We start from the raw sequence: 18,693 nt of genomic DNA, 5'->3' as shown, positions 1-18,693 counted from the left end.
GGGGCTGATTAATGAATGAAAAAGATATTATATTGTATTATATTGTTTTACTGCTACATAAATGAGTATAGATAAAATTATTGCCAGTAAGACCACTTGGATTGTTCTGTTTGTTTTGACTTCCTTCTTCAACAAATCATTTTGCTCTGCCAATAGTTTTGTCTTGCTTTCTAGGAGTTCAACATTTCGTTTTACCTCGTTGTCCTGATTACTCAAATGGCTTGAAGTTTCCTCACGGAATGAGCTAATTACCTGTTTTACTTCTTTGTGATTACTGTCAATGGTATTTTGAATTGTTCCAAGCATCTGAACAACACCTGTCAAAGTGCGAGTAAGTGAAGCCAGAGTAATATTGATTCCATTAATAGCTCCGAAAATTTCAGAGAGAGTCTTTTGTAGCTTGTCGAAATACTTGTCAAGATCAACACTCTCAAGTCTCTCTACTTGCCGTTTCAATTCGTCAATTTTCCTTTGCAGTTCCTGTGATTTGCTGTCAATTTTCTTAAGCTCTTCGGATAAATCCTTCCTTAATTGCTCAATGAAAGTATTCTGTAAGTCGTGAAACAATTTATTGAGGTCAGTATTTGCAAGCCTTAAGATTTCCCTTTGCAGTTCATTCGCCCTTGTTGAAAGTTCCTTTAGCTTCTCAGTAAACAAAGTATTGTTGCCGTCTAAGTATGTTTTAGTTGAAAGACCTAAACTTTCGGTTACTTGCTTAGAGATTTCTACCACTTTATTAAATGCCACTTCAAATTCTTTAGGCAAATCATCAACCCCCTTTTTTGCTTCTTCTATTTGCTTTCTGATTTCTTCAAGTCGTCCAACTTCTGACTTCAACTTTTCAAGTTCCCCAAGACTTTTGTCCAATAGCTCTGATTGTCGGTCAATTAAACTCATGCGATTTCCAATTTTTTGATAGTGTTTTTTGTATACTCGCTATTCACCAATAACATTATATGGTGCATAGCTGAATCCAAATATGATTTGTACTCTGTATTATTTGTAGCGCGTAAAATTAATATTTCAAAATCCTGCAAGTTTCTTTTCAAACTATCATAATCACTGGTTTCTTTATAGAATGCACAAAAACCTTCTATTAAGTAATCTTCTGCTTCGCTGTAATAGAACTTATTGTTTAATCCAAACGTTGCAAAGGCATATAGAATTTTAAGTGTGTATTCATGTTCATAATCTTGTTTTGCAAGAGTTCGCCAAATCCTTTTGCAGGAGCCTCTCATCATCTTGCATTCTGCAATAAATCGGCTTTGATCAACTAGTAATTTGGCATACTTAATAAAATCCTCCCAACTTGAAGTTCGCCCTTTATCAGTATCATCTGTAAGCGAATAAGGCTCATTGTTAATCCTAAACCCGGGTCTTGAGTATTTAGCATTGAAATAGTAATACATTTCTTCCTTAAAAAAGTAGTTATACCAGAAACTTCTAAAAGATGTTTCGTTTATTATTCCTGCAGCTTTCTTTTGAGAGTTAGTTATAAAAGAAAACAATTCATCAATTCCTTCTTTTCTCTTACGAACAATGTCTTCATATGTAAATTCCAAAACTTTTCGAATACATTTTTTAATGGTTTCAAATGTATCCAAATCGGCAGTCTCATTTATTAGTTCTTCTATTTTTTTTAATGTTTCAGTCCGGGAAAGATACTTTAGCATGTGCTCTTCTGTTTTTTCAATAAAGTATGCCTTTTCTCTTTTGAGAATATTAAAGGTAAAGAGTCCCAAGTTGTAATCAACTGTATAATTATCTATAAAGCCCACTGAATAAAACCTATACAGCATTCTGGAGACATCCGACATTTTAATATCAGAATAATACAATTCTTTATACAGCTTTCGATTCTTAGCGAATACTGGTGTGTCAAAAATATTCACATCCCATATTTCTTCAACTCTTAGAATGAAATCTTCAAAATTGTATGACGCATTTGATACGCTGGTTAAAAAGTCCTCAGTTGAATTATAATTACTAAAAAGTGCTAACGGACCAAGGTTTATGTCCCTGGCTATCCTTGCTTCTATGTTACATTGCTCAAAATTTGTTGGCACCTTAAATTCAAACTGTTCTCTATCGGATTTATTATAGAATTCAATTAGCGATAATCCTTTGTTCAAGCCCTCAATGATATTTTCAGTAAGAAATTCAAAAAGTGTAGCATATCCTTGATTAGACTCTCGCCACTCATTTATAATAAAAGATAGCACATGTTTTGCTTTTTCAGAATCAGGACTTTGATTAGCAGGCAATCCATTTATAGTAAAGAAAGGTGGATTTACAGTAGTTCTAATCTTTCCTATAGCTGCGCCTGTTGAACTGTTGACGAGCATATTCCCTTGATACGGACCTTCTATTGTAAGATTTAGATTAATTGCATCATCATTTTCAAAATTGTATTTTTCAACAATTAGTTTCAATTGAGATGTATTGATGCCTTGATTGTAATTAAACAATCTATGTAATTGACAAATTTCAGTATCAATTCCTTTAAAGTTATTGTTGTGAAAATAATCGTGGATTGATTTATCCAAGTTAAATTCACTGATTTCCTTTTTTTCAATTCGAACTCCTATTTTATTAAATTCATTCAACAAGCTTTGCTCTGTTTGATAATATTTTTTTTGTATGCGGTTTAGAAAATCACTATATGCCTCAATTATTTCCCTTGCTTTTTTTCGAATATTTCGCGTTGGAAATAGTTTTGGATTGTGGCTGATAAAAAAATCTTGGCGTGTCGTGTAATATTTTTTGCTATCGAGAAAGATGGTACATATAGATTTAGCTTTATCTCTGCCGGCTCTCCCCGCTTCTTGAATATAGCTTTCAGGAGAAGATGAAAAGTTTATGTGGTTGACTGACCTAATGTTTTCTTTGTCTATCCCCATGCCAAAGGCCTTTGTACAAACCATTGTATTGACTTTCCCTTCAAGAAAGTTTAAAAAGTAATTTTGAATTTTTTCAACAACAGCTTTAGGTATTCTGTCATCACCTCCCATAAAATAACCCTTATATCCATCTGGAACAATAAGGTTTTCAAATACCTCTCTACCATTAGGATGGCTATTTGCTTCTTGGGTAATTCCTAAGCTTCCTGTTATATGCGGACAAAAAATGATTGTTACGAGATTATAAAACGTACCATAGGAATGAGATTTTGTAATCCTTTTAAAAAAAAATTCTATTCCCTTTTCTGTAGACGTATCAATTTCAAAGTCAGTAAAATGCTGTTCAAGACCTAAGTGTACAACCTCTTCATTTATTGATTTCAAATGCTCTATTAAATTTTCATAAAGGTTGTTCAATAATTCTTGTTTCGATGCTCCTATTAGGTTCTTGAGGTCTTGCGATTCTACAGGATAAGTTGTTGGTTGCTTTTCATTTTCAATAATATTAAAAAAGAGTTCTGGTCTGATTGTATTATCTATAGAAATAATCGCATCATTAGCTTCTTCTTGCCGAATTTTCAATTCTCTTTCTATATCTGCTAACACATCAAATGAGGCAGTGGCTGTTAGACCAATGAGAGAAACGGATTTGCCGTTTCTTGTCTTTGCAAATTTTTGGGCATTCTTGCCAAGCATCAAGTATGTTGAACGGAAGTCATGGCCCCATTCAGAAACGCAATGAACTTCATCAATTACGCAGTAAGAAAAAGCAAGTCCAAACTCCGATGTATCAATAGATTGAATGATGTTTCTGAAATCTTGCATTACAAATCTTTCAGGAGAAATAAATAAAAACATAGTCTCTCCATATCTGAAATTTACCAACTTTTTGACCTTATCCTCTCTCCTCAGATTTGAGTTAATAAAATCACAACAGTCAATCCAGTTTTGCTTAAGAACCCTTACCTGATCTTCCATCAAAGACTTAATCGGGTCAACTACTAAGCAAAGCCCTGGCTGCAAAAATGCAGGTAGTTGAAAGGTCAATGATTTTCCACCTCCAGTTGGCAACAGACCAATCACTGGCTTTTGCTCTAAGGCTCTCGAAATGATAGGTAGTTGTCCTTCTCTAAAACTTACCTTTCTGAAAATGTTTTGAATAAAAAAATTGATGTTACTTCCATACTTTTTAACTGGTTCGTATGAGCCATCAGCCTTTTTCCTGACTAACTGTTTGTAATGAAGTAGGTCCGCGCAATAAGTCCTTCTTGATCTTCCAAACGAAGTATCATAGTAATGTGCGGAACGGATTTTAATAGTTTTCTCCTTATGTTGGTGAAAATCTGTTTCATTATAAATGTTTGAGCGCCTTAAAATAGAATGGTCAACAACAATGTCAAAGTAATTTTGGGAAAAGAATTTTTCATTCTGGATGTTAGCATTGAAATGAAGTTTTCTGTCAATCACCCATTTTTCGGTTTCATAGATCGTTAGTTCAATTTCTGGTAAAGGCAATTTGTCCTTTTCATCTAGCAAAGCATTCAGGTTTTCAAATAACTCTTGCAATGATTTTATTGCTGCTGCTCCGCAAGGAAAATCTCTTTCAACTACTGCAAGTTTTATTTTCTCCTTTTTGAAAAATTCAGGATGAACCAAAAGAAATTCAAGAATTGCTTTTTGAATTCTCGCAACAGCGAACGGAATAAAAATCAAAGAATATTCTGTAAGACATTTTGAAATGTCTCTTTCAAAATTATTCTTGAAATGCTGGTAAACTTCTCTTCCAATCAACACTTCAAAATCTGAATTACGCTGTGTAATTGTATCAACCGTAAAGCGTATTGTTTCAAAGTTCTCTTTTTCCGCAATTGCATCCCTATATCCATCGTAGTATCTTCCCTCAGATATAAAATGATTATTGTGCCCATCAATTTCAAATATCCGGCCAATTCTCTCATAACATTTGTTAGCTTCAACCCAATGCAAATAAGGACTGGTAAAACAAAAGTCAACAGTTCTGCCGCCAACTAACCTTTCATTTATTGTTGAGAAATCTCGTTGTGATTCAAGAATCTGCTTTAAAAAGGGATGTTTTTCGATAAATTCCCATTCTAAATTGCTTCCGGGATTTCCACCATAATTTGCACGGTTAATTTCCAGCTTCGGTTCTATAATGTGAAGCAACTCAAAAACGGTTTTGTAATTGATTGGGATTATAGATTCAGGAAAATTAATCACAGATTCATCTGTGTTGAAGTCAATTAATCCTATCTCAGCAAAAATATTCTCTAGTACAATTGGAGATCTAGTTGGGAGACCTCTTGTTATTATGTTGTTGAGCGTAACTAAAACAGGATGAAGTCCTTTGAAGTTAGGATTATGGTGGTAAGGAAATTCAACCTCGAAAGCACTAACATGCTGGAGAAGTCCGTTTATTTGATCAAATTTGATTTTATCCTGAGGTAAATGCTTGTTTAAAGAACTTTTGAAGGTCGTAATGACTTTAGCAATAGTGTCGGCTATATATCCTGCTTTAAACTGCATTGCTTTTAAGCTTTTAACAAAAGAGATAAGGAGACACGCTACTATCAGGTAAAAGCAAGTCAAGTGTAAATTCGGGTATACGACTTACTGAAGCGTTAAACTGTCTGCCCTTTATCTCTAATAATTTGAATATTTTGATTCGATAGGGTTGTTGGCGATCTGTTCATTGGCTTACGCTATTTGTAAGACTTGGTATTCTTGCAAATAGTAAGCAATTACTGTTTAAAGATATAAAAATTGCGAGCATATCTACTTCTAATCTTTGGAGAGCAACAATATAACCCCGGTTTCAAAGTTGTCAAATTTGACCACTTTAAAATGAACGGTGGACTGCCGGGTTTTGTGCTGAAGCTTTTGAATTATTACTACTACAAACCAATGCTTGCAGCTTTTCTTCAAGCATCAGGCCCGCATTTTCCGGCTCTTAATAATTTGAGGCGCCGGATATTGTATTGTAGCCCGAAGGGCTTGAATGTGATTAGCCCCCAACAAAGTTGGGGGTGACAGTAGCGGGTTAAAACAACCCCGCTTGCGGGGTTGAATGTTGGAAGGTTAATGTAAATTACAGCTTCATATTACAACGTACTATAACTATAACCAATGAATTAAACACCATGAGCTATCGTCAGATTTTTTACCAGATTGTTTTTGGCACAAAGCACCGCAAAATGACTATTGCTGAACAAAATTGCGAACAGCTTTACAAATATATTTGGGGAATTATACGGAATAAGAAATGTAAACTTTACCGTATTAATGGAGCAGAAGATCACATTCATATTTTTTCAGACCTCCATCCCTCAACATCACTTGCTGATTATATTAAGGATATAAAAATAGCAAGCAATGGCTGGATGAAGGATAGTGGTTTGTTTCCGGGTTTTGAGGGATGGCAGGAAAGCTATGGTGCTTTTACCTACTCCATAAAAGAAAAAGATGCTGTTATCAATTATATTAAAAACCAAAAGGAGCATCACAAAAAAGAAACATTCCATGATGAATTCAGGAGGTTGCTGATAGAAAACGGTGTTGAATTTAATGAGAAATACCTGCTTTAAACTGTTCCATTCAACCCTTTCAGGGTTGTGGCATTTTCTCCGCCTTTTACCCCGGGTTACACCCGGGGCTATTCAAATGTAAGCCCTTCGGGCTTGCTCCGGCAACCTCAGAATATTCATTAGTCCATTTTTTAGCCGGGAAATATGTTAAGCAATAATGATTCTATATATTCAGATGCGAATTGCTAATACTATAAAAAGCACTATGAAAAAACATCCATCATTAAAGTACAGGACATTGATATTGCCGTGATCACTTCAGGAGAAGATGATTGTATTTGTTTAACCGATATTGCCAAAACCAGAGAGGGTGAGTCCCAGGCAGCGGATATTATTAAAAACTGGATACGTGGCAGATCCACGCTTGAATTTTTGGGCACATGGGAGCAATTATATAACCCCGGTTTTAAAGTGGTCAAATTTGACCACTTTAAAATGAACGGTGGACTGCCGGGTTTTGTGCTGAAGCTTTTGAATTATTACTACTACAAACCAATGCTTGCAGCTTTTCTTCCGGCATTACAACCCTGTAACTAATTTGTATATTAAATACAAACGCTGTGTATGAAAACGAAGCAGGCCGCCAGGCAGGAACCTTCTGTTTTTGCCCTGATTGTGGATAAGCTCCGCTATATGGATGAAGTAGAATTGAAGTTGGCTTATATAAAACTGTTCAGAAAGGAATTGGAAGAAGAGTGGAAATCCGTAACTGCTGAGGCTGATTTTAGTACGGTTACAGATAAGGAAATCGTAGCTGCTATTCAACGTGAACATTACGGAACCGAATGACAGCGTGTAGATGCTGTCTAAAATTATTTAGAAGCATGTTTATTTTAAGCAGTAGCCCCTCATATCGGGGGACACCGATAACACCGGCGACTTTCCGCATCTTCTGTGTCCCACCAGCCCCTATGTCCCACGAACCTGTTATTTAGCTTAAAAGTCAGTGCCTTTCATCGGCCGGTATCTGCTATTCTTCCTTTTTCTCACCTAACAATGCCAGAAAATGTTTTATCCTTGCAACCGTTTCTTCCTTGCCCAACAGCTCAGCAATATGAAACACACCCGGTCCAAATTTGCCGCCTACCAGCATAATACGCAGCGGCAGCAGCAGTTCGCCGGGTTTGATCTGATGCGCTGCCGCCATTTCTTTAAAGCCGGTTTCTAAGTCATGCGCATTCCAGTTGCTGTTTAATTCAAAGCTGCGGATCAGTTCAGCGAAGAACACCTGTTTGGCTTCATTCCATTTTGGTTTTACGGCGTCTACATCATATTTTTCGGGCGCCTTAAAAAAGAAACCAGCCTGCTCCACAAAATCGGTTAATAAAACGCAGCGTTCTTTCACCAATTCCAATACCTGTATAAATTGCGCCTGGTTTGTTATGGCTATGCCCTTATTTTCCAATAGCTCCTTCACCTGTAACTCGTAACCTGTAACCTGTAACTTCTTTATCCATTCATGATTGAACCATTTCGCTTTTTCATAATCGAATTTCGCGCCGCCGCTGTGTACTCTTTCTATAGAAAATTTTTCAACCAGTTCCGCTTTGGTAAATATTTCCTGCTCCGTGCCATCGTTCCAGCCCAATACAGCCAGCAGGTTAATGAACGCTTCGGGCAAAAATCCTTTTTCCTTAAACCCTTCCGTAAGCTCATTGGTTTTGGGGTCGTTCCAGGTCATGGCAAAAACCGGGAAGCCATATTTAGCGCCATCCCTTTTACTGAGCTTTCCGTGTGGCCCCAGTATTAACGGCAGGTGCGCCCATTGCGGCATAGCATCCGGGCCAAATAAATATTTCCATAGCAAAATATGCACGGGAGCGCTGGGCAGCCATTCTTCTCCCCTGAAAACATGGCTGATCTGCATCAGGTAATCGTCCACCACCACCGCCAGGTGATAGGTGGGCATGCCATCTGCTTTTAGCAATACCTTATCATCCACCACCGAAGTATTAAAACTTACTTCACCACGGATCATGTCGGTAAAGCTCACCGTTTCATTTTCCGGCATTTTAATGCGTATCACATGCCTGGTATTTTCATCTAATAATTTTTTTACTTCGCCTTCCGGCAGGGTAAGGGAGTTGCGCATGGCAGGCCGTACGGTATGATCGTATTGCGGGGAAGGATTCTGATCCGTTTTAAAATCCATCCGCATTTTTTCCAGCGCTTCAGGCGTGTCAAATGCGTAGTAGGCATATCCGTTCTTTACTAACTGTTCGGCATACTGCCTGTATTGGGTTTTTCTTTCACTTTGCCGGTAAGGCCCGTAATCCCCGCCATGGATGGGGCTTTCATCAGGCTCCAGCCCTGTCCATTTCAAACAATTGAAAATATATTCCTCCGCTCCGGGCACATAGCGGCTCTGGTCGGTATCTTCAATACGCAGTATAAAATCTCCCTGGTGCTGCTTTGCAAACAGGTAGTTATACAAAACAGTTCTTACACCGCCCAGGTGCAGTCCCCCGGTAGGACTTGGCGCAAATCGTACCCGTACTTTTTTTGTTGCTGGCATAAACGCAAAAGTAAGACGGATAAATCAATCTTGCTGGAATACAATTACCTTAGCCTTCTTTTGAGTGCTATAGAAAAAGCAATGGATAAATCAATGATGTAAGACTGTGGCAAAATGGATAGTAAACGGATTAATTCTATAAAAATCAGCTGATGTTTTATTTAATTAAACCACAGTGGTGGTTGAAAAAGCTGTACCCGGCATGTGTATGGGAAATGCCGCCCAATAAAAATGAAAAGGTAATATACCTCACTTTTGATGACGGTCCCCATCCGCAGGCCACCCCTTTTGTATTGGATGAATTAAAGAAGCACAATGCAAAAGCCACTTTTTTTTGCATTGGCAAAAATGTGGCAGAGCATACTGATATATACCGACGGATTTTAAATGAAGGACACAGCACCGGAAACCATACATTTAATCATAAGAACGGATGGAAAACGAATGACCTGGCTTATCTGAAAGATATTACCGCCGCAAGGGAATATATTGATTCTTCTTTATTCAGACCACCCTATGGAAAAATATCCAAATGGCAGATCAAACATGTGAGGAATGCTTTTCAAATGCAGGTAATTATGTGGTCGGTACTGAGCGCGGATTTTGATACGCAGGTTACACCCGAAACCTGTTTAAAAAATGTAATATTGGGCGCTAAGCCGGGCAGCATTGTTGTTTTTCACGACAGTGAAAAAGCATGGACAAACTTAGCCTATGCATTACCGAAAGTATTAATACATTTTGCAGAACAAGGATACAGGTTTGAGAAAATTAATTTGTAAAAACCTTGTTTTCAGAAGAAAGACAGATCAGAAAAAAACATATTATTAAATTGGGCCTGGGTGGAAACCCTGGCCCGTTTTTAATCCGTACCCTATGAAAACTAGGACTAAATTACAATGTTTTTTGATTTTTGCAAGATTTTTCATGTTTAAAATGAGGCCTGTCAAGCCTTTACGCCGTATTTTTACGGTAATGCACGTAATTTCACATGGCTCTTTTACCTGATTTGATTTTCTTTCCCGGTATTAGTCTTTTTTTGCATTCAAAGTAAAACCGAAAGTAGTACCTACATCCGGTTTGCTCCGGATATGGATACTTTGTCCGTGCGCTTCAATAATATGTTTGCAAATAGCCAGTCCCAGCCCGCTTCCTCCTTCCTTTCTGCTTCTGGCCGCATCTGTCCGGTAAAATCTTTCAGCTATACGCGGAATATGTTCTTCGCTGATGCCAATACCGTCATCACTAACCTCTACCAGCACGTGCTTTTCATCTGTTATATAGGCGCTGGCCGTTACATTACCGCTTGATTTGCCATATTTGATAGCATTGTCTGTAAGATTAATAAACACCTGTCTTATCTTTTCTTTATCGGCAAAAACGGTGATGGGTGTTTCGCAGCCTTTCTTTATGGCCAGTTTAACATCCCTTTTAGCAGCCAGTAATGAAAGTGAATCAAACACCTCACGTATCAGATCCTGCACTACAAAATTCTCTTTATACAATATTTGCTCACCACTCTCTAATTTCGTAATGGCGTCCAGGTCGCTCAGCAGGTTTACTAACCGGGTAGTATTCTTGGATGCGTTGCTAAGAAATTTTGTGCTTACCTCCGGGTTTTCAATAGCGCCGGCCAATAAGGTTTCTATATATCCCTGTATGGCAAAAATGGGCGTTTTTAACTCATGCGAAAAATTTTGCAAAAACTCCTTACGGAAAGCTTCATTTGCTTTTAATACCTCTATTTCCTTTTTCTTTTGTTCGGCCCATTTTTCTACATCCGCGCTTACTTCATCTATGCTTTTTTGGGGAAGGAGGCTTTTGTAATAGAACTCCTCTCTTTTACTGGCTTTTGTTTGATAAATGAATTTATATATGAGTTTTATTTTCCGGTAAATGAACCGCTGAAGCGTATATAATATGAGCGCATAGCTTCCGCTCATAATGATGGCAAAAGCCAGTAAAAACACCCACCATAAGGGCTTCAGGAAAAATATGCCGGCGGCAACCGGAAGTGCGATAAAGAAAGCCGTAAAACCCGCCAACTGGCGGGGAGATATATTTTTTGTAGTGAGCATACTGTATAATTATTATGGTATCAGATGGCAGCATTCCCCCGTTTTATTCCGGAGGTGCTGCTTAATATACCTTATTATGTGCAGCCGGCAAAAAATAATATACGGTTCCGGGGCGGGGGTGGGTTGGCAGTTTATACCTTTTTTAAATTACAATCTTATACCCTACTCCTTTTACGGTAGTAATGCAATCTATGCCCAGTTTCTGGCGTATCTTCCTGATGTGCACATCAATTGTTCTGTCGCCTACAATTACTTCCGTTCCCCATATCTGGCTTAAGATTTCATTGCGGAGGAATACCCTTCCCGGTTTGGTAGCCAGCAGGTGAAGCAGCTCGAATTCTTTTTTGGCTAATGTTACCTCCCTTTCATCAACAAGAACAATGAATTTTACGGGATCAATAGTAATATTTCCCACCTGCAAAATTTTATCATTTTCAGGTTTCTGAACCCTTCTGAACAGGGCGTTTACCTTGGAAACCAATACTTTAGGACTTACCGGTTTGCTTATATAATCGTCTGCGCCATACTCCAGCCCCCTGATATGCGATAGTTCATCATTTAAAGCCGTAAGAAATATAATAAGGGTATCATGGAAGGCGGGTAATGACCGCAGTGTTTTACAAACCTCCATGCCGTTCTTATTGGGCATCATAACATCCAGCACAATCAAATCGGGTTTAAAAAGCTTTGCTTTGTGAAGGGACTCCTCTCCGTCCTTTGCCGTAATGGTTTCATATCCTTCCTTTCCCAGGTTGTAGCTGATAATTTCCAGTATATCCGGTTCATCATCAGCAATCAGTATTTTCTTCCCTTTCTGATCCATTAACAATATGTTTACGCAAAAATAATCCCGGCGGGTATACCCACCTAAAAGCCCGGATTATGAAATTGTTAATCCATTTCCGGGGTTTGGCACTAAATTCTCTTGGTTAACGTTAGGTGGTAGAGGTACTGGTGGCCTTAAATAAGTGCTTTTTGTTCGGAACCAGGGCAACAAGCCTCCTTCAGCTATTATCCTTAATTTTGTAGCAGTTCAATATTATATGTATAAGACGATATCTATACTCCTATTACTATTTCTCTTTTCTGAAGCTGCAAACGCCCATATTGATACTTTAAAAAAGAAAGTTGATATAGCCCGGGTTCGTTATCATGAAAATATTGAGAAAGAGCAACAGCTTGCCCTCCGTTTTAACGGCGGAAACGGTGAATGGGTTAATGCTTCAGCCAATAAGGCTATTAATACATTAGTTACCAATGCATTAATAAAAGAGGTAAATATTTTGAAAGATTCCATAGAATCAGGTACCCGGCTCGATCACAGGCTAAAAGTTAAATACCTGAGCGGACTGGAAAATCTTCTCCGGGGATTCAATGCCGGCTGGCGTACCAAAACCTTTAATGCCGTACTTGCACAGGAGCTACTGGAAAACTATAAAGCCCTGATGGCGGCGGATATCAAAAACCAGGATATCCGCTCTATTGTTGAAAACGCCTCTTACGAAGTAGGCAACATCAATATTAATGGCAGCGGAAGCGCGATGTATGAGAACCAGGGATTTGAGGCGTCGCGGGTCATTTTGTTCAGGAAGTTCTGTCAGAAAAATCCTGATAAAACGCTGGCCATGCTGGAGCAGTACTATAGCGTTCCTTTTGCAGACAGTCTTGTAAGGGTGGCAGCGTACCGGAATCCCAACCAGCTGTACGATTACGCCGCAGCCACGCGTACCCAGGCAGGCCGCCTGATCAGGAGAAATAACGATTCGCTTGTTAAGGCGATAGTGGCTATTGCCAGCAGTAAAAGCGGGCAGCAATATTATCCCTTTCTTGACGAAATTGTGCACGGGCGCCTAACCATGCCCGATATATTTAATGCCATGGATGATAACCTGCTGTATTACCGGTTGCTGGTGAAAACACAGATTGGTTATGCGGAAAGGCTCATCAAAAAAGATACTCCGCTGGCTTACGATAAATTATTGTTTAAACTGCAGGATAGGGCTAAAAATGTATTTATAGACCAGGTGAACGCCCTGCACGACCTGCCTGATAATGCAAGATTTAAAATTACTGACCCGCTCACCCCACAGGAGTTGTATTACCTGATTGTGCTGGGAGAAGATGTGATGTATACTTCCAGCTATAAAGGAATATTTAACCGCATGATGCAACGCATGGCTGTTCCTTCTGGTGATAGCTTACTGATGAGCGTTAGGTTCGACCGCTTTAAGAAGTTCATCAGGCTGGCCGCCGGTTATAATAAGTTAGATGAATTTCTGCAAACCATGCCCGACAGTAATTCGCAGCGTTTAATGATGGCTTTTGTAAGAGGACTCGAAAAAAGCGGCACCCTTGAAGACGCGGTGGATGTGGCCGATTCGTACGGGAGCATAAAAAACCCGCTGGTAAAAAAGCTGATAGACCAGGAAATTGAAAAGAACCTGCTGCAGGCCAGGGATAAACACGAAAAAAGGGCTATCGCTATCTATGATATTTTACAAATTATTTTCCAGTCATCGGAGGACAGCAGCATAGATGTTTCCGCAAAGCTGAACATACCGCCTGTATACCGGGTGAATTATAAAGATCTTTTGGATGACAGCGGCCGGATCGTACAACAGGTTTTCTTTTACGGAGACCAGGACGGTAAAGAATCCTACGCCAATTTTATGACGATGTTTACGGGCGCCGAATGGAAAGTAAAGCGCAATGCCGAATGGGTGGAAATAAAATCAACCAAAGGAAAACCGGTTTTCATTTATGCGAATCTCCCGTTAGATTATGAAAAGGGATTAGACTCCATTGCCCAAACGCGTTTGCGGCAGTACCTGGAAAAAAACAATCTTGAACCCGGAATAACCATACACCGCGGACACAGTTACTGGGTAGGATCTACGATCCGTAACCTCCCCCCTTCCTCTAAAATAGTTATATTAGGCTCCTGTGGCGGGTTTCATAACTTAGACGATGTGCTGAAAACATGTCCCGACGCGCATATTATTTCTTCAAAGGAAGTAGGCACAAGAATTATTAATGAACCCATTCTTAAAGCCATCAACGACGACCTGAAAGAAGGAAAAGATATTGAATGGCTGCCTATATGGAAAGACCTGGCCGCCCAGTTCCCAACAGGCGATGCCAAAGAGCGATTCGATAATTATATACCGCCTTATAAAAACCTGGGCGCTTTATTTATTAAAGCATATACCCGGCAAATGGGAAGTATAGAGTGAAGGGGAGAGGATGCAAAAGAACAAGAAACAAATGTAATTTCTAATTTCAAATCCGAAGCAGGAATTTCGAAATCCGAAGGGAATCCAAAGCACCAAAAAGCAAATCACAAGAACCAAATAAAATTCAAATATTAAATCCGAAGCCGGAAAACCTGAAACATGCAACTTGAAAACATGTAACCTGCATACATCTCAAATCTAAGATCTCAAATTTCAAATTCTTAAGCCTGAACCTGATAGTTCTTCAAATTCCCGCATACGGGTTATGCTTTTTTTCAAACCCAATGGTAGTATGTTCTCCATGACCGGGATATACAATGGTTTCATCGGGCAAAACAAAAAGCTTGGTGCGTATGCTGTTGAGCAGGGTATCCTGGTTTCCGCCCGGCAAATCTGTTCGCCCAACACTCATCCTGAACAATACATCACCGCCAATAACAAACTGTTGCTGCTTACAATAAAAAGCAATGCTGCCCGGTGAATGCCCGGGCGTAAACAAAACTTCAAGCATATCGGCGCCCAACGCTACGGTATCATTTTCCCGTAAGTATATTACGTCACCTTTATAATTATCAAAAGGCAGGTTCCACATTAATCCGGAGGCAGGGGCATAGTCTAATACCGGCTTTTCTTTTTCATGAAGGTGAAGTTTTAATCCGTACTTTTCTGCAACCCATTTGTTGCCGAAAACATGATCAAGATGACAGTGGGTGTTTAACAGTAACTTAGGCGTTAAAGCTTTATGCGCTATGAATGATGACAGTTCTTCCCGTTCTTCGTCATAATAACATCCGGGGTCAATAATCATACATTCTTTCTGTTCATTGTAAAGCAGGTAGGTATTCTCCTGCACCGGGCTAAATATGAAAACTTTAACAGCGAGCATAATGTTTTTTTGTACCTTAAAAACGCTAATTTTAATATAAGAATGTACGAAATTATGGGAATCTTACGGAACAGGCTACGGTATTACATTGGATGTTTAATATGGATTACGCTTTCATTCATGATGCGGCAGAAGGCATTCGCCCAGGTAAATGCGGTGGAATTTGGAAAAAACAGGGTGCAATACGAAAAAATGAAATGGCGGTATTATCAAACCAGGAACTTTAATGTATATTTTAGTCAGAACGGGTTGGCACTTGGAAAATATGCGGCACAATTAGCAGAAAAAGAACTGCCGGGGCTCGAGGATTTTGTGGAGTATGGTTCCCAGCGCCGTATTAATATTGTTGCATATAATAATTTTAACGACCTGCAGCAATCTAATATCGGGTTGGGTATTGACTGGCAGAATACAGGCGGCGTTACCAAGTTTGTAAATAATAAAATGATCGTTTATTTTAATGGCGATCACGAAAGCTTAAAAAACCAGATCAGGCAGGGAATAGCTAAGGTTTTGCTTGAAAACTTATTGTTTGGCGACGACCTCGGTGAGTTTGCCAGTAACCAGGCCCTGCTTGACTTACCTAAATGGCTAACCGAAGGATACATCATGTACGCCGCCGAAAACTGGAACCCCGGTCTGGACGACCAGTTAAAATCTGCCCTGCTTTCGGGTAATTACAGAACCTTTTACCAGTTTGCATTTGATAAGCCAGAACTTGCCGGGCATGCTTTCTGGCGCTTTATAGCGGATAATTACCGGAAAGACAATGTTACTTATTTTCTTTACCTGGCAAGAATATATAAAAGCCTGAACTCGGCCAGCTTAAAAGTAACCAAGAAAAAATTTAAGGAAGTATTGAACGAGTTCATGGAAAAAGAGTCCGACAAATACTATAAAGATCTGAGAGGAAGGCGTAACGCTCCCAAAGGAAGCGTTGTGGCTATAGAAGAAGTGAACAGGAACCTGGATTATTACCGGTTCCAGGCTAATCCCAACCCGCGCAACAGCACTTATGCCGTGGTACGGTTTAAAAAAGGAATCTATCGCATTGAACTGGAAGATTTTGGATTTAAAAGAAAGATTTTACTGAAGTCGGGCGTGCTCGATAATCAAAATGAGATCAATCCCAACTATCCCCAACTGGCCTGGGACCCCAAAGGTTCGAAGCTGGTAGTAGTATACAGTGAAAGGAATAAGCTTAGAATGTTTGTTTTTGACCTTACAACCCGGCTCAAAACATTTAAGCAGGAGCTACCTCAGGAATTTGACCAGGTGATTGATGTAAAATATATGCTGGATCAGAATACCCTTTTATTCAGCGCCGTAAAAAATGGTTACTCCGATATTTTCGTATATAAAATTAACGAACAAACACTGGAACAGATTACGAATGATGTGTATGACGACCTTGATCCTTCTTTTGTAGCTTTTCCCAACAGAACAGGTATCATTTTTTCGTCCAACCGCCCGTCGGGCAATGCCGTTAACAGCGATACGGCTTTGCCATCCAACAATCCGTACAATATTTTTTTAGTTGATAACTGGAACAGAACTGAATTCAGGCAAATTTCACAGCTCACCCATGTAAAATACGGCAACGCACGTTACCCGATGCAGTATAATACCAACCATTTTACATTTGTAAATGATGAAATGGGAATTGCCAACCGGTATGCGGGATTCTTTACTACCCGCAAGGCCGGAGTGGATACCATATACAGGATCGGAGATGAGCTGTTACGCAATCCCGAAAATGCTGAATTAGACTCTACACTTCAGGTGTGGAACAAAAACGAGCCCGATTCAATAGGCTATATGGCAGTTACCACCGATTCGGCTTATGCCTTTCCGATCACCAATTACCAAAGCGGCTTACAGGAAACAAGAATAGCGGGTGATGGCGGACAGGTATCTGAAGTACGGCAGGAAGGTGATCTGAAATTATTATACAAGCTCAAAGTAAATGATGATGCGCTCAAAAGAAGAAACATCAATGTGCGGCCTACGGAATATATGAAAAAAGTGATGGAGCAGGATAAGATAGTGAAAGGTGCGGCTACCATTTACCAGCCGGTAACGGTTGATACCACCCAAAGACAGGGGAATGTTTTTCAAAGCGAATTTGAAAGTGATGAGCCGGATAGTACCATTCAGGGAAGAGTATTTGATGCCAATGACCAGCCGGTGGAAGAAACAACGCTTTCTCAGGCTAAATTATACGATTACAGGCTGAAGTTTGCAACGGAATATTCTGTTTCGGGCTTCAATAATTCCGTATTAATGACCCGCTGGCAGCCTTATGGCGGTGGCGGCGGGCCTATATATCTTACGAATGGCAACTCAAATTTAAACGGTATTGTAAGGATTGGGGTCTCCGATCTTTTTGAAGACATCAAATTTATTGGTGGCTTCCGGCTGGGGCTGAACCTTGATGATAAAGATGTGCTGTTCAGCTTTTATAATATGCGCAGGCGGTTAGACTGGGGTCTTACGTACTATCGTTCTACTGTAACCGATTACCCGTTTTATAAGCAGGATGACTTCCCCCTGAGCGCTTTGCCGAATAAATTATTTTCCAGTATCTACCAGGTTAATGTTTCTTACCCATGGGATAAAGTAAGAAGCCTGCGTGCGCATGTTGCGCTGCGGACAGACAGGGTAGCTATCAAAACCTTTGTTAATTATCCCCCGGCCCTGGCCATTGGCGATACGGTTAAAAATTCGCTGCTTACTCATTTTGAATATGTGCATGACAACAGCATTAACCCGGCATTGAATATCTGGAACGGGCTGCGGTATAAAATATATACCGACATTAATACCGATCTTACCAAAAACAAGCAGGGCAAGTTTACTTTTAATGTAGGCACCGATATCCGGTATTACTATCCTATTTACCGCAATTTTATATGGGCGGGAAGAGGCGCCGTGGATATTTCATGGGGCAGCCAGAAGATATTATATTACCTGGGTGGCACGGATAGCTGGATCGCTCCCAAGTTCAATGATGCCAACAAGCCCGCATCCAATCAAACCTATGCATACCAGTCGTTAGCGGTAAATCTCCGAGGATACAGGCAAAATGCGGCCAATGGCAATAACGCGGTTGTGATCAACAGCGAATTTCGCCTGCCGGTGTTTACTACTTTGCTGAGCCGGCCTATAAACAATGCTTTTTTACGAAACTTCCAGTTGGTGCAGTTCATTGACCTGGGTACTGCCTGGGACGGTGCTTATAACAAAATGACCCGTCCCTACATATCCTATGTGAATAATGATAGAACGGTACAGGTCACTTTTAAAGGTGATGGTGTAGGCCCCTTTGTTGGGGGCTATGGTTTCGGCTTGAGAAGTACTTTGCTGGGCTATTTTCTCCGCGTGGATGCCGGCTGGCCCATGAGCGGGTTCTTTAATGGCAGGCCGGTATGGTACTTTTCTCTGGGGCTGGATTTTTAAAAAGCTAAACCAATAAGGTC

Annotated in this window: 12 protein-coding genes; 6 read left to right on the top strand and 6 right to left on the bottom strand. The window is 39.8% G+C overall.

What is annotated here, in order from left to right:
* Positions 1-27 precede the first annotated feature (27 nt).
* Complete coding sequence (locus PLE34_RS10020) at positions 28-897, bottom strand: hypothetical protein (protein WP_324556410.1); 870 nt, start codon at positions 895-897, stop codon at positions 28-30.
* Complete coding sequence (locus PLE34_RS10015; RefSeq protein ID WP_324556407.1) at positions 894-5,444, bottom strand: DEAD/DEAH box helicase; 4,551 nt, start codon at positions 5,442-5,444, stop codon at positions 894-896. Before PLE34_RS10015 ends, PLE34_RS10020 begins: the two co-directional genes overlap by 4 nt.
* Before the next feature lie 614 nt (positions 5,445-6,058).
* Here PLE34_RS10015 and tnpA point away from each other — a divergent pair.
* The 3 genes from tnpA (at position 6,059) to PLE34_RS10000 (ending at position 7,291) form a co-directional block, all read left to right on the top strand.
* Positions 6,059-6,502, top strand: coding sequence for an IS200/IS605 family transposase (tnpA, locus tag PLE34_RS10010; RefSeq protein ID WP_324556404.1), 444 nt, complete (start codon positions 6,059-6,061; stop codon positions 6,500-6,502).
* 219 nt (positions 6,503-6,721) lie between these two features.
* Positions 6,722-7,039: a KilA-N domain-containing protein gene (locus PLE34_RS10005; protein ID WP_324556483.1), complete on the top strand. Its 318-nt coding sequence runs from the start codon at positions 6,722-6,724 to the stop codon at positions 7,037-7,039.
* A 27-nt stretch (positions 7,040-7,066) separates the two neighbouring features.
* Entirely contained in the window at positions 7,067-7,291 is a 225-nt protein-coding gene (locus tag PLE34_RS10000; RefSeq protein WP_324556403.1) for a hypothetical protein, read from the top strand.
* A gap of 181 nt (positions 7,292-7,472) precedes the next feature.
* On the opposite strand, the gene gltX is transcribed toward PLE34_RS10000, so the two are convergent.
* A complete protein-coding gene (gene gltX, locus PLE34_RS09995) occupies positions 7,473-9,017 on the bottom strand; it encodes a glutamate--tRNA ligase (RefSeq protein ID WP_324556401.1) in 1,545 nt (514 codons plus the stop codon).
* A gap of 152 nt (positions 9,018-9,169) precedes the next feature.
* Between gltX and PLE34_RS09990 the strand changes: the two genes are divergently transcribed.
* Entirely contained in the window at positions 9,170-9,799 is a 630-nt protein-coding gene (locus PLE34_RS09990; protein ID WP_324556399.1) for a polysaccharide deacetylase family protein, read from the top strand.
* A gap of 246 nt (positions 9,800-10,045) precedes the next feature.
* Here the strand turns inward: PLE34_RS09990 and PLE34_RS09985 are convergent, their stop codons facing one another.
* Positions 10,046-11,095, bottom strand: coding sequence for a sensor histidine kinase (locus tag PLE34_RS09985; RefSeq protein ID WP_324556397.1), 1,050 nt, complete (start codon positions 11,093-11,095; stop codon positions 10,046-10,048).
* A 142-nt stretch (positions 11,096-11,237) separates the two neighbouring features.
* Positions 11,238-11,918 carry a response regulator transcription factor gene (locus PLE34_RS09980; RefSeq protein WP_324556396.1) on the bottom strand — a complete coding sequence of 227 codons (681 nt, stop codon included), beginning with the start codon at positions 11,916-11,918 and terminating at the stop codon, positions 11,238-11,240.
* Positions 11,919-12,138: 220 nt separating this feature from the next.
* Here PLE34_RS09980 and PLE34_RS09975 point away from each other — a divergent pair, with 220 nt between their 5' ends.
* Positions 12,139-14,328, top strand: coding sequence for a hypothetical protein (locus tag PLE34_RS09975; protein ID WP_324556394.1), 2,190 nt, complete (start codon positions 12,139-12,141; stop codon positions 14,326-14,328).
* 244 nt (positions 14,329-14,572) lie between these two features.
* Here PLE34_RS09975 and PLE34_RS09970 read toward each other — a convergent pair whose 3' ends face one another.
* Positions 14,573-15,214, bottom strand: a complete 642-nt coding sequence (locus PLE34_RS09970; protein ID WP_324556393.1) for an MBL fold metallo-hydrolase — start codon at positions 15,212-15,214, stop codon at positions 14,573-14,575.
* Between the two features lie 120 nt (positions 15,215-15,334).
* Here PLE34_RS09970 and PLE34_RS09965 point away from each other — a divergent pair, with 120 nt between their 5' ends.
* Entirely contained in the window at positions 15,335-18,673 is a 3,339-nt protein-coding gene (locus PLE34_RS09965; RefSeq protein WP_324556392.1) for a hypothetical protein, read from the top strand.
* Positions 18,674-18,693 lie beyond the last annotated feature (20 nt).

It is taken from the genome of Agriterribacter sp. (genome assembly GCF_035445465.1).
GTDB lineage: Bacteria > Bacteroidota > Bacteroidia > Chitinophagales > Chitinophagaceae > Agriterribacter.
Note: the sequence above shows the minus strand (reverse complement) of the source record. Positions and strands in the feature narration are given on the sequence as shown.

What these genes read in the sequence shown, in the direction of transcription:
- PLE34_RS09970 (WP_324556393.1), bottom strand. Translation starts at nt 15,214, where the DNA reads ATGCTCGCTGTTAAAGTTTTCATATTTAGCCCGGTGCAGGAGAATACC.
- PLE34_RS09985 (WP_324556397.1), bottom strand. Translation starts at nt 11,095, where the DNA reads ATGCTCACTACAAAAAATATATCTCCCCGCCAGTTGGCGGGTTTTACG.
- PLE34_RS09975 (WP_324556394.1), top strand. Translation starts at nt 12,139, where the DNA reads ATGTATAAGACGATATCTATACTCCTATTACTATTTCTCTTTTCTGAA.
- PLE34_RS09965 (WP_324556392.1), top strand. Translation starts at nt 15,335, where the DNA reads ATGATGCGGCAGAAGGCATTCGCCCAGGTAAATGCGGTGGAATTTGGA.
- PLE34_RS10000 (WP_324556403.1), top strand. Translation starts at nt 7,067, where the DNA reads ATGAAAACGAAGCAGGCCGCCAGGCAGGAACCTTCTGTTTTTGCCCTG.
- tnpA (WP_324556404.1), top strand. Translation starts at nt 6,059, where the DNA reads ATGAGCTATCGTCAGATTTTTTACCAGATTGTTTTTGGCACAAAGCAC.
- PLE34_RS09990 (WP_324556399.1), top strand. Translation starts at nt 9,170, where the DNA reads ATGTTTTATTTAATTAAACCACAGTGGTGGTTGAAAAAGCTGTACCCG.
- gltX (WP_324556401.1), bottom strand. Translation starts at nt 9,017, where the DNA reads ATGCCAGCAACAAAAAAAGTACGGGTACGATTTGCGCCAAGTCCTACC.
- PLE34_RS10020 (WP_324556410.1), bottom strand. Translation starts at nt 897, where the DNA reads ATGAGTTTAATTGACCGACAATCAGAGCTATTGGACAAAAGTCTTGGG.
- PLE34_RS09980 (WP_324556396.1), bottom strand. Translation starts at nt 11,918, where the DNA reads ATGGATCAGAAAGGGAAGAAAATACTGATTGCTGATGATGAACCGGAT.
- PLE34_RS10015 (WP_324556407.1), bottom strand. Translation starts at nt 5,444, where the DNA reads ATGCAGTTTAAAGCAGGATATATAGCCGACACTATTGCTAAAGTCATT.